Origin of the sequence: Flavobacterium bizetiae, from assembly GCF_902804475.1 — a bacterium.
In the GTDB taxonomy this organism is placed as follows: domain Bacteria; phylum Bacteroidota; class Bacteroidia; order Flavobacteriales; family Flavobacteriaceae; genus Flavobacterium; species Flavobacterium bizetiae.
Genome location: NZ_CADCSU010000073.1, coordinates 1 through 12742, shown reverse-complemented (window position 1 = coordinate 12742; position 12742 = coordinate 1). Strand labels below are relative to the sequence as shown.

General features: G+C 32.8%; 11 protein-coding genes. 5 read left to right on the top strand and 6 right to left on the bottom strand.

Translation table 11 applies throughout. From position 1 onward, the window contains the following. Nucleotides 1-101: 101 nt before the first annotated feature. The 4 genes from FLACOL7796_RS08225 to FLACOL7796_RS08210 form a co-directional block, all read right to left on the bottom strand. Nucleotides 102-635: a hypothetical protein gene (locus tag FLACOL7796_RS08225; RefSeq protein ID WP_173970329.1), complete on the bottom strand. Its 534-nt coding sequence runs from the start codon at nt 633-635 to the stop codon at nt 102-104. 63 nt (nt 636-698) lie between these two features. Further along, entirely contained in the window at nt 699-4130 is a 3432-nt protein-coding gene (locus FLACOL7796_RS08220; RefSeq protein WP_173970328.1) for a hypothetical protein, read from the bottom strand. Nucleotides 4131-4220: 90 nt separating this feature from the next. Then, nucleotides 4221-4391, bottom strand: coding sequence for a hypothetical protein (locus FLACOL7796_RS08215; RefSeq protein WP_173970327.1), 171 nt, complete (start codon nt 4389-4391; stop codon nt 4221-4223). A 47-nt stretch (nt 4392-4438) separates the two neighbouring features. Continuing rightward, a complete protein-coding gene (locus FLACOL7796_RS08210) occupies nt 4439-4669 on the bottom strand; it encodes a DUF5808 domain-containing protein (RefSeq protein WP_173970326.1) in 231 nt (76 codons plus the stop codon). A 370-nt stretch (nt 4670-5039) separates the two neighbouring features. On the opposite strand from FLACOL7796_RS08210, the gene FLACOL7796_RS08205 reads away from it, so the two are divergent. The 3 genes from FLACOL7796_RS08205 (at nt 5040) to FLACOL7796_RS08195 (ending at nt 8771) form a co-directional block, all read left to right on the top strand. After that, on the top strand, nt 5040-5378 hold the full coding sequence (locus FLACOL7796_RS08205; RefSeq protein ID WP_173970325.1) for a helix-turn-helix transcriptional regulator: 339 nt from the start codon (nt 5040-5042) through the stop codon (nt 5376-5378). A gap of 38 nt (nt 5379-5416) precedes the next feature. Further along, on the top strand, nt 5417-6478 hold the full coding sequence (locus tag FLACOL7796_RS08200; RefSeq protein WP_173970324.1) for a helix-turn-helix domain-containing protein: 1062 nt from the start codon (nt 5417-5419) through the stop codon (nt 6476-6478). Nucleotides 6479-6593: 115 nt separating this feature from the next. Beyond that, entirely contained in the window at nt 6594-8771 is a 2178-nt protein-coding gene (locus FLACOL7796_RS08195) for an outer membrane beta-barrel family protein (protein WP_173970323.1), read from the top strand. A 75-nt stretch (nt 8772-8846) separates the two neighbouring features. Here the strand turns inward: FLACOL7796_RS08195 and FLACOL7796_RS08190 are convergent, their stop codons facing one another. Further along, nucleotides 8847-10106, bottom strand: coding sequence for an aspartate kinase (locus tag FLACOL7796_RS08190; RefSeq protein ID WP_173970322.1), 1260 nt, complete (start codon nt 10104-10106; stop codon nt 8847-8849). A gap of 138 nt (nt 10107-10244) precedes the next feature. Then, entirely contained in the window at nt 10245-10733 is a 489-nt protein-coding gene (locus tag FLACOL7796_RS08185) for a GNAT family N-acetyltransferase (protein WP_173970321.1), read from the bottom strand. 263 nt (nt 10734-10996) lie between these two features. On the opposite strand from FLACOL7796_RS08185, the gene fbp reads away from it, so the two are divergent. Then, nucleotides 10997-12001: a class 1 fructose-bisphosphatase gene (gene fbp, locus FLACOL7796_RS08180; protein ID WP_173970320.1), complete on the top strand. Its 1005-nt coding sequence runs from the start codon at nt 10997-10999 to the stop codon at nt 11999-12001. Between the two features lie 150 nt (nt 12002-12151). After that, complete coding sequence (locus FLACOL7796_RS08175) at nt 12152-12649, top strand: hypothetical protein (protein WP_173970319.1); 498 nt, start codon at nt 12152-12154, stop codon at nt 12647-12649. Nucleotides 12650-12742: the final 93 nt, after the last annotated feature.

The following is a 12742-nucleotide window of genomic DNA, read 5'->3' as shown; positions in this document are numbered from 1 at the left end:
ATAAAAAAGCCGAACATAAGTTCGGCTTCAGGTTTTTACCTTATAATATAAACATCTTAGCATCTTAGAGCCTTAGTATCTTAGAATCTCAGCACCTTTAACTAATCCTGAATATAAGTTTTATTTCCGTTTTTATTGATGTAGTATTTACCACCTTTTGGTCCGGTATATACCTTTTTTCCGTTGTATTCTCCGGTAACTTTATCAGCTACTTTAGGCGCTTTTTCGGTAGTTTCTTTTAATGTTTTAGTCGCCGTTTTTTTTGTTGCTGTGGCATCTTTTTTAGCTACAGTTGCTTTGGTTTCAGCTTTTTTTGCGTCTGCCTTAGCTCCTTCTGCTGCTGAAGTTGCTTTTTTTGAAGCTTTAGTAGCATCGCTTTTTGCTTTAGCGGCTTCTTTGTCGGCTGCTTTTTTAGTTGCTGTGGCACTTGCTGCCGAAGCATCTGTGGCATCTTTGGCTGCCTTTTTAGATTTTGCAGCTTCTTTTTTCGCATCGGCTTTTGCTTTATCCGCATCAGATTTAGCTTTTTTAGCCGTCGCTTCAGTCTTGCTTTTAGCTGCTTTTGTAGCAGTTTCCTGGGCGTAGAAATTGGTAGATAAAACCACCATTAAGCAAAGTAATAATAATTTTTTCATAAGGTTTCCTATTTAAATTTCAATTAAAATTAATCAATTTATTAATACGTTTTTCGTAAAGTGTTAAAAATAAGCACGAAGCTGAACATTGCCCGTATGAACAACTGATCCCGTCTCACTTTTTCTGCCCTGATAGTTTAAATTTACATCCAGAAATTGAGTTAAATTCTTTTGTAAAAGCAGTTTCCAGACTAAATTTTGCCCTTCCTGAAGCCCTTCGAGCATCTGAAATCCTACTGATGAAAATTCGTTTCCGTTAAATTTATTTTGGTAAAAAGAAAACTCTCCGTTTAAGGTTACTTTTTTCTCTCCCGCAAACGAAAAAGAAGTTCCAAGTCTGTTTTGAACTAAAGTTTCGAAATCGCCAATTTGATTTTCTTTGTTCTGAAATTCATAGAAAAAATCTAAACTCGTATTTTTAGAAAACAAATAACTAATTTTTGGTGCCAATTGATATCCTCTTAAATCGTAGTTTTTTTCGACAAAATCTTTAGAAACTAAGTTGGTATTGATGGTTTTGGTAAAGAAGTTGAACAACCAGCTTTTTTGATACAAATGTGTATACTGCAATTGATTGGAACTGTTTCGCACATTTTGCGAACCTATAGACAGTAAATTTTTACCCTTATTAATAAGGTAGGTATATGTTACCGAATGCTTTTGTTTTCCGCGATTATAATACAGGCTGTTTCTAAAACTCGAATTTAACCCTAAGATATTTTCTTCAGATGAATCAAATGGGTTGAGTTCTAAACGCTCGCCCTGGCTTTTTACCTTTCGATCCATGATAAAAGAAGTCTGGTTGTAAAAGTAAGAAGCAATTTTTTTAAAGCCCGTTTCGTTTTGCCATTGCAGTGGATTCAGTGCAACAGATTGTGAAAATTTATTTTGATTGGTTTTAATGTAAATCTGGTTGGGTAAAAAGATGCGAACATATTTTGCCTGATCCGGAAATGCGGCTATTTCAAATTCTTCTAATTCCTGAATTCCGTTGCCGTTATAATCGTTCCAGGTATAAACACCCTGACCTGTTGGCACTTCGACATAAGTAAATTCTTGTTGCGCAATAGTTCCGGAACTGGTTTCGTAAGCCGTACCAATTTGCATGAATTGGTTAAAGAATCGATCGTTGTAAAGTATTCTCGAGTTGAGAGAAGGCTCATTTTTTTGGGATGAATTTATAAAATCAAGATTACGATAACTGGCGTAAACCGCTAAATCGGTTGTTTTATTCTGAATAAGTTTTGACTTTAAATAATAGGTTTGCGAATTGTTTACGTGCTGCAGCAATCCGTTTTGCAAACTATCATTTCGGCGTTGCAAATATCCAATTTCTACATATACTTTAGTGCTGTCTCCGCGTCCAAGAAAAGCGCCATATTCTGTGAATCTTTGGCTTAAAGCCGAAAACTGATTGCTAACTTTATCCCGCTGCTGATTATTTTCGAGTTGCATACTCGCGCCAATCCAGTTTTTGCCAAAATGATATTTTGTTCTGGTTTGATTTCGAATAAATTTCGAAGTAGAACTTGTCGCATCACTATTCATAAAACTGCCTTGATTTTCGATCGTCCAGTTTTTTAATTTAAATAATGCAGTCGTTGTATGTCTTGCCCCGGAATAACTTTCGGAGTAATCTAATTTTTCAAACTGATAGGTAAACAAACCAATATTTGAGGTTTCTTTTTTAGTAAATAAATCAAAGTTTAAACCCGTAACCAATAAGCTCTGATTGCCATAAAGGGGTTCGTTTAAATTCCAGTCTCTGTTAAATTCTATATTATACAATCGCTCAACAGATCTAAAATCTTCCTGAACAAACTGATAGTTAGCAAAACCATCTAAAGTCCATTCGCGGGTAAAAAGACGTTTTTTGATGTTGGTTTTAAGTGCAACTCCGCTATTGTCTCCATCATCAATTTTCGAAAATAAATTTTTGTCGTTGTTGCTTATGGCAATTTCAAAATCTACCAGCGTTTTTTCGTCAGGATTGTATTTTCCTAAAAAAGTAGCCACTTGCAATTTTATTGGAGCAACTAATTGTACTATAGGTTCATAATTTCCTTGTAAAACACCGCTTACCGGAGGAACATATTCATAAATACGTTCTACGGAATTGTTGTTTTGAATGATGTAATTTCCGAGATTATTGCCCATAAGGCTAAACTTTACATTGTATAAAACATTGCTCGCATCATTAGAATATTCATAAGCTTCTACAGAATTGACCAGTATTTTTTTATATAAAATTTTATTCTCAGCATAAGTATCTTCATAAGCTGATGGCGCTTTCATTAAATTAGGATTATCTCCCGCCTGACTTAAAATCTCCACCTGTTCTGTAGAAAGATTTTGTTGAAGAGGCTGGTTTTTCATATCATTTTCAGAATAAATATAACCGCCAAAACTCCAGTTTTTATTTTCATGAGTCGCACCGGCATACGTAACCAAACGATTATAATTGCGTTCAGAATATTGGTATTCTACATTAATACGCATTTCTGATGTAATCGTAAAAAGAGAAGTAAAAGTAATTTCTCCGGCATTATAGTCAATTACATAATCGTTGTTTTCACCGCGTTTTAGCAAAATACCATTTACGTAAACACGCTCTGATCCTGAAATTACCAGAACATACAGTTCACCGTTTTGTCCTTTTAATTTATAAGGTCCCTGATTACCTTCCTGCCCTGTAAAAGTACTTTTGGCATATTGGCCTTTTACAAAAGCGACCGATGCAAAAATATTGGTTTTGCTTTCTTCATCTCCAAAATTAAAACTGGTCGAAAGTCCCTGTACTTTTTTATTAAAATTTAAAAATTGAGTTTTTCTGTTTTCTAAAAAAACATCACCCGCCCGAATGTTCCAGTCGTTGCTAAAAAGTTCTATAAAAATATTATCGAATTGATCCAGCTTTTGCGAATAACCACCATCCTGAAGCGGAATATTATTGTCCTGAAGAGAAGCCCGAAGACTTATTTTGTCTGATATTTTTCCGGTAATCTGAAGATCCAGATTAGAGTTTAAAACCGTATTTTGATTGTTTCCCACCGTAACACCACGCGTGATACTTCCTGAAGTTACCAAGCCATCAAACGGAGTGACTTTTTTAGTGCTGGTATTATCAATTCGATATAATCTTTCAGAACCAACATCATTGGTAACCACCTGATCTGATTTGTAGAGACTGTATTCTTTGGTTAAGAAATCAGGATATTTTAAATAATTTACAATTAAAGTATCAGAAAGAGTGCCTGCATTTTCTTTTAAAATTAAAGTTCCTTTTTGAAAATCAATTTTATAAAAACTAGAATCTATGAGTTTGTTTTTAGTATTTAAAATTTCAAAAAAGCTGGAATTGATGCTGAATTCTTCAAGATGAATCGTATCACGAGTCACAATTACTTTTTTCGTTTTGTACGATGATTCCGTTTCCTGTGCCTGAAGCCCGGAATACCAGATAAAAACCGTTAAAAACAGTAATTTTTTCAACATAAATACTATAACTCTAAAAAATCAAAAGTAGTATTTATAATTGGGAAATTCCGAGTCTGTAATTTAGAGATTTTAGTTCTGTGTTTAAGGTTATTTTCTGCTTTTTATCTGACTGTACATAGAAAGAAAAATTAAAAGAGCCAATACAATTGAAGTTCCGGTTTTAATCATATTGCCCGTATGATCCGGGCTGTAGAAAAAGTAAGCTAAATAAAGACAGCTAATAATAGCCATACTATATTTGAATATAAAGAATTTCATGTTTTAGTGAATAAATTAATCAGGGGCAGTTATTCTTTTTTTTGCGTTTAATGATTACTATGTTCCCCAAGAATAAGGAGAATTGCAATGACAATTAACGCTATAAAAACAGAATTGGGATTGGCAAAATTTATTGTCCAGCCAAATTCCTTTATTCTTTTAGGAGGAAATAATCTATTGTCTTTTGGATTATAATAGAACATTCCCCAGATCCAGTTATCCGGATCATTTTCCCATTCGTTATGGTTTTCCTGATCAGGTTTATTGTTTATGCCCATGGTTTTTTCGCACTTTAAATTTATTATTACTAATTAATTTGAAAGAAGATTTTTAACGATGTTTTTTCGAAAATCGGTAACCAAGTGCGATAATTATTATTAGAAGGCATAAAAACAATGATGCATTACTCATATTCTGTAGATTTAGGGTTAAGTTTTTTAATAGATTTTATACCTGATTTCAGGTACTATCTACTTGTTTTTTGGAAAATCTAAATTACTGTTTTGTACGCCTTTTTATTATGTGATTATCGGGTATTTTTAATAAGTAAATTATATCTGTTTTTTATTTAAAAATAGTCTCTTTTTTGTGAGTATATATTTATAAAAGTGTCCTCTATACTTTTAGAACGAAAAACTGTATTAAATTATGCATACTGTTGTAGGTAATAAACTTAAAATACTTCGGAAAAACAAAAACATGTCACAAGAAGAAGTAGCAGATTGTCTTCATATATCTCAATCAGCGTATGCTAGAATGGAAAGCGGCGAGAGCCATTCCTGGGCAAATCATATTTTAACCATCTGTAAAATTTATGATATAACTCCTGAAGATTTACTCAAAGTAGATCTGGACAAGGGATCGTCTTCTAATAATACTGTAAATCAGATATCAGGTGAAATAATCGTGCAATACGAAGAACGCATCAAAGAGCTGAAGAAAGTAATTAAGGATTTGAAGAAGGATAAAAAAGCATTAAAGTCATAATTTTTTTTAGCTTTGTGAGAATAAAACAAACTTAAATTATGGATACCAGCAAAGAACTCTTATTCTTTTTTAGCGCATTAGGAGTTTTTAACGGAATTATTTTAAGTGTGTATTTCTTCTTTTTTACCAGGAAAAAGTTCCTGACCAATTATTTTTTGGGTGCATTATTATTCGCACTAAGCATCAGAATTGGAAAATCGGTGTTTGTGTATTTTAATCCCACGTTGCCAAAAATGTATTTGCAATTTGGGTTAACCGCTTGCTTTTTTATTGGTCCCTTTTTATATTATTTCCTCAAATCAGCCGTTGCCGAAATTAATATAATGCCCAAATCCTGGAAACTTACCCTTTTATTCTGGGCTTTATTTATAGGTACAATTGGATTTTTATATCCTTATGAATATTATCCGGAACTGTGGAGACACTATTTTATAAAAGCGATTTATTTTCAATGGTTTGTGTATATTATTTTTTCCGGGTTTACCATTAAAGACATTCTGCAAAAAATCATAAGTAAAAAACACAAAGCAACTCCGGCAGAAATGTGGTTCGGAATGCTTTTTCTGGGCAATTCCCTTTTATTCTTTTTTTATTTTCTTGCCATAATGAACGCTCCGGCCGCTACTTATATTAGTGGGGCAATTGTTTTTTCGATTATGTTCTATTTAATTATTTCGATCCTTTTATATCGTAAAAAAACCGATGATTTGTTTTTATTAAACGGATCAAAGAATTCCGGTAAAAAGATAGATGCAACCGAAGCGGAAATTTTTACACAAAAACTCGAAAGTGTAATGAATGAAAAAGCATTGTATAAAAATCCCAATCTTACATTGCAGGACTTGTCTAAAGAAATAAACATTTCAAGTCATCAATTATCCCAACTTTTAAATAATAATTTAGGTAAGAACTTTACCAGTTTTGTAAATGAATTTAGAATAAAAGAGGCTTGTGAAATTATAACTTCAAATGATAAACTTACTTTAGAATCTATTGGCTACGATGTAGGTTTTAATTCTAAATCGACATTTTTTGTTGCCTTTAAAAAATATACCGGAACAACACCTTCCAGCTATCAAAATCAGGCTTTACGATCGTAGCAGAAAGTGTGAATTTATAAATTCGTACTCCTGTTTTCTCATTTGGTTACCTCATAATGCGATTATCGGTTGACTTTTGCTTTAAAAATAAGTCAAATTTTAATCGCCAAAATTCATGAGATTTTCAGTTACCAATTTTATTTATAGGTATTGCATGATTCTTTATGCCATTACTGTAAACGCACAATCTTCAAAAACAATTCAGGAAAAGATTGTAACTCCCAATAACGAATTAAACGAAGTAGTTATTAAAAAACAGGCATCGTTAGTAAAATATGCTGCCAACGGAACGCTTGATGTAAACGTCGCCAATACATTGCTTTCGACAAGTAGTTCAGTCAATGAATTATTGGGCAGGGTTCCGAATGTCATTGTAGCCGAAGGACAAATAAGTGTTCTGGGGAGAGGAGAAGCAATTATTTACCTTAACGGAATTTTGATTAATTACGAACGTTTTGCTGCGATTCCGGTTTCTCAAATTTTAAAAATCGAAGTAATTTCAAATCCATCTTCAAAATACGATGCCGAAGGAAAGGCGGTTATCAATATTATTACCAAAAAAAATATCGAAAACGGAATGTTAGGAAGCGCGAGTCAGCAAGTGACCGTTTCTGAGTTTGCCGGAACGAGTACGAATACTCTTTTGGATTTTAATTATACAAAAGGCAAATTTTCGTTCATCACCAATTACGGATTGCAATTGGGCAAAGGCCGCGAATTGTTATATACGACCAGAACAAGACCAAATCCGGATGAATATATGCGATCTGAATTAACCACAGATTGGAAACGTCAGTTTAATAATTATTCGAATTTTGGTTTTGGACTGCAATACACGTTCTCTGAAAAGAATTATATTTCATTAGCTTATAGCGGTAATATTGAAGATTTGGGAGGAGTTGTAGAAAGCCGAAACTCTATTAGTAATAATGTGGGAAATAGTTTTTATGCCACAGATATTGCTAAAAATGATGTGCTGCTGAATCAGTTCATTAATCTAAATTATAATGCGATAACAGATAGTAAAGGTTCGTCGTTATTTATAGGAACACAATACTCTAATTATAACGGAACTGTAAAAGATTTTATTGATGAAAATAGTTGGGTTGAAGAACGAAATGCTGAAAAGTATTTGAAAAACAATGTTGACAATACAATTAATATTATAAGTATTCAGGCAGACTATTCTAAAAAGATAAATGAAAATACAAAGCTCGAAACCGGAGCAAAATTTAGCAATGCAAAAGTACAATCAGGAACAGATTTCCTAGTTTCTGATGTAGAAAATGGAGGTTTTGAACCTGATGATCAACTTTCGAGTGATTTTAGATATGTTGAAAAAATCAGTGCCGCTTATTTTAATTATGGAAGTTCACTAGGAGAGAAGTTTAGTTTTTCGTTTGGCGCACGAGGCGAATGGACAAATTATAATTTGTACACTACTGCAAATGGGATTCAGGAATTCAAAAAAAGTTATGGCAATTTTTTTCCTAATGTGTTGCTAAATATGGATGTTTCAGATGATTTAAAACTACATGCATCGTATGTTTCCAGAATAACAAGACCAAGATATCAGGGTTTGAATCCGTTTGTTATTTATCAGGATCCGTTTACTACTATAGAAGGAAATCCGAATTTACTTCCTGAAAAAACTCACGCCTTTGAGATTGGTTCGATGTACAAAAAGTTCGATTTTAAAATAGGATATACTTATAAAATCGATCCAATTTCCGGAGCAGCTTTGCGCGGCGATACACCAAATAGTTATATTTTGAGATCATTAAATATAGAAAAAGAACATACTTTTTTTACTTCGCTTTCAAGATCATTTACAAACAAATGGTGGAGTTCGACAAATACCATTAGTATGAATTTAAGCAAATCGATCGATAATTTTTATGAATATGCTTTGGGTCCTGTCAAACCTCAAATCTATCTTTATTCTAATAATACATTTACGATTCCGAATCTTTTTAAAGTTCAGTTGCTTGCCTGGTATCTTGGCGATAAAAGCTACGGATTAAGAAGCGAAAATAGCAGATCGACAGTTACTGTAGGAATCGAAAGAAACTTTTTGAAAGAGGCGCTAAAAATTAATTTTACCGCAAATGATATCTTTCACGACTTTATGGTTTCCGGTAATTATGATGTTGGGCAAACCGAAATATATTATCACAGAACCTATACTACCAATTATTTTAAACTGATAGCAACATATAGTTTTGGAAATTCAAAGAAACAAGCTTTTAAGAAAACAGAGATTGAACAAAGCGAAAATAACAGAGCGAGATAAAGAAAAAAGGCTTCACGTATTAGTGAAGCCTTTTCTAAATATAATTGAATTGTATAATTAACGTATAAAGAAGATTTAGTTGATCTCTTTAGTAACAATTTGCATTGTTTCGCGGCTTACTTGTTTTAGTAAAACTTCTTTGTTTGCTTCAACAGTTTCGGCTGCATTTTCTGTAAAGTGACGAATAGTATATAAAGTCACATTCTCATTATAATCTACTTTGAATTTTTTCGAAAGAATAGCGTTTAATTCATTGAAATTTCCGAATTTATCTTCAACGCAAACAGAGAAACTAATTGCAGAGTTCTGGATTAAGTTTACTTTGATTTTAAATTCGTGGAATAAACCAAAAATCTCGCTGATGTTTTCTTCCATGATAAAAGAGAAATCAATTGAAGAAAGCGAAATTAAAAGCTGTTCTCTTTTTACAATAAAACACGGATATTGTGGCTCTAAATCAACACCTTTAGAAACACAGGTTCCTTTTAATAATGGGTTGATAAACGATTTTACGTATAACGGAATTTCTTTTTTCTGTAATGGCTGTAATGTTTTTGGGTGAATAACTGTTGCACCATAAAAAGCCAGTTCGATTGCTTCACGATAAGAGATTTGATTCAACAAACTCGCATTCTCAAAATAACGCGGATCCGCATTCATAACTCCCGGAACATCTTTCCATATGGTTACACTTTCGGCATTTAAGCAATAAGCGAAAATTCCTGCTGTATAATCAGAACCTTCACGACCAAGAGTAGTAGTAAAGTTATTTTCGTCAGCACCTAAAAATCCTTGAGTGATGTTTAATATTTTGCGTTTTACATTTTTGCTGATCAATTGTTGAGTCGTTTCCCAATCCACTTCCGCATCTCTGTAATTTGCATTGGTTTTAATAAAATTACGAACATCAAGCCATTGCGTCTGAATACCTCTGTAATTCATATAATGACTTAAAATGGTAGTCGAAATTAATTCTCCAAAACTTACCACCTGATCGTAAACAAAATTGTAATTAGGAGATTTATTATGTGCCAGGAAATATTCTAATTCAGAAAACTGAGCTTTTACAGCTGTAAAAACTTCGTGTTTTTCATCTTCAAATAAATCTAATAATATTTGATTGTGATATTTTTTTATTTCTTGTACAGATGAATTCAACTCCGCTGATTTATCAAAATAATTCTTGATAACAACTTCAAGAGCATTTGTCGTTTTTCCCATTGCCGAAACGACTAAAATCACATCTTCATAACCTACTTTTTGTAAAACGTCGTATACGTTTTTAATTCCATCAGCATCTTTAACCGATGCACCACCAAATTTAAATACTCTCATTATTAATTTTAGATTTTTAATTTTAGATTTCAGATTCAAATCGAAATCTAGTATTTTGTTTTTCTGCCACAGATTATTAGGATTAAAAAGATTTTAAAAATCTGTGAAAATCATTTTAATCTGTGGCAAAATATATCTTTATAATTTTTCTAAGAATGAATTTACGCCCGCTTCATCCATTTGAACCACTCTCCATTCTTCCAGAATTTTTGCACCAGAGTTTTCGTAGAATTTTACGGCAGGAGTATTCCAGTCCAGAACATTCCATTCAACTCTTCGTACATTATCTTTTTTACCTTGTCTCATGATTTCAGCATAAAGAGCAGATCCTAAACCTGTCCCGCGCATTTTTTCTTTAACAATCAAATCTTCAAGATGTATGGTTTTACCTTTCCAGGTAGAATATCTGTAATAATACAATGCGATTCCAACTATTTCTTTGTTGCTAGATTCATCTTCGATTTCTGCAACAAAAACATGAAATAATGGTTTTTCGCCAAAGCCATCACGCACTAAATCTTCTACAGTAATGACAACGGCCTCCGGTTCTTTTTCGAATATTGCCAGCTCCTGTATTAATCCCAAAACCGATTCCATGTCTTCAGGATTTCCTTTTCTAATATTCATATTCTATTCGTTTTATTTTAATCCTAAATATACAATTACCTCTTTTATTTTAAAAATTTGCTTGTACGAATTTCTTGTAAGGGCAATTCATATATTCTTATTATTAAGCGTTTATTAGCTAAAAATGTATTTTTTTATTTGACACTTCCTGCTATTAATTAGCAAATATACAATAGTGGCAAACTAACAAAATAATTTTTGAATCATTCTCACAAAAAAAGCGATATTTGTGACTTATAATCAAAATCTATAACGATATAGTAATGGAAGAACGCAATAAAACACTAGGAGAGTTTATTATTGAGAACCAAAAAGCATTTCAGTATTCGTCGGGAGAGCTTTCCCGAATTATCAACTCTATACGTTTGGCGGCCAAGGTCGTAAACTATAAAGTAAACAAAGCCGGACTGGTAGACATTATTGGCGCTGCAGGCGAACAAAATGTACAGGGCGAAGACCAACAAAAATTAGATGTGTATGCAAACGAAGTATTTATCCAGACGTTAATAAACCGTGAGATTGTCTGTGGTATTGCTTCAGAAGAAAACGACGATTTTATTACTGTTCAGGGGAGCGACAACAGTCATAATAATAAGTACGTGATCTTAATGGATCCGCTTGACGGATCTTCAAACATTGATGTAAATGTTTCAGTAGGAACTATTTTTTCTGTTTTTAGAAGAATTACTCCAATAGGAACCCCGGTAACAAGCGAGGATTTTTTACAACCGGGAATCAATCAAGTTGCAGCAGGTTATGTAATTTATGGAACTTCGACCATGTTGGTGTATACCACAGGTCACGGCGTAAATGGTTTTACACTGAATCCGGCAATTGGTACATTTTATCTGTCACACCCGAATATGAAATTTCCTCAAAACGGAAATATCTATTCTGTGAATGAAGGAAACTATGTTCATTTTCCGCAAGGAGTAAAAAATTACATTAAATATTGTCAGAGAGAAGAAGAAGACAGGCCTTACACTTCCCGATATATCGGAAGTTTGGTTGCTGATTTTCATCGCAATATGATCAAAGGCGGCATTTATTTGTATCCAACAAGTTCAAAAGCACCAAAAGGGAAATTACGTTTATTATACGAATGTAACCCAATGGCGTTTATTGCAGAACAAGCAGGAGGAAAGGCCACAGATGGTTTTGGAAGAATCATGGAAATTCAGCCAACAGAATTACATCAAAGGGTTCCTTTTTTCTGCGGAAGTTATAATATGGTAGAAAAAGCAGAAGAGTTTATGGCAGCTGAGTAAGTTTTCAGTCGCAGTCTCAGTCACGGTCTCAGTCTCAGTTTTCAGTCTGAACTATAAATAGCAAAACCCGACAGATTTTTAAAATCTGTCGGGTTTATTTATTTGTAATGTATTTCATGCTTTTGTATATATTTGATTAAAAAATTAATTATGAATAAAATTACTTTATTGTTTTTAGTGTTATTGGGATTTATTACTTCATGTTCTTCAGACGATGATGACAAATCGGGTGTGAATTCTTCAATAATTATTGACGGAATGAAATTTACGCCTAATAAAGGATTGTACTATTATCAGACAGCGAGTTTTGATTCGCAGAAGAAAGTTGTGTTTTTAATTTCTAATGAAAAGGAAGATGAAAATTTTTATATTGACATTGCTTTTCCTTCATCTCAAAAAGATTTGAGCGGAATCTATGACTTTGGACCAGGAACAGCTAATGAGCTTTTAGTAAGTTGTGAGTTAATAACATCAAAAACAAGATATTCTATACAGGGATATACTTTAAAATTGACAGATTTAGGTGATTCTAAGTTTAGCTTTGAATTTACTAATCCTGTCGCAGCATTTGATATTGTTAAAAATAAACAAGTTAGTTTTAAAGGTGGACTTGAAGGTAAGTTTGAATTTACAGTAATAAAAGAATAAAAAAAAGCTTCTTATGGGTAGTCATGGTCGGAAGATTATTCTTCCGGCCTTTTTTGTTTTATACTTTAAAAAAAAATGTTTTTATTTATTTTA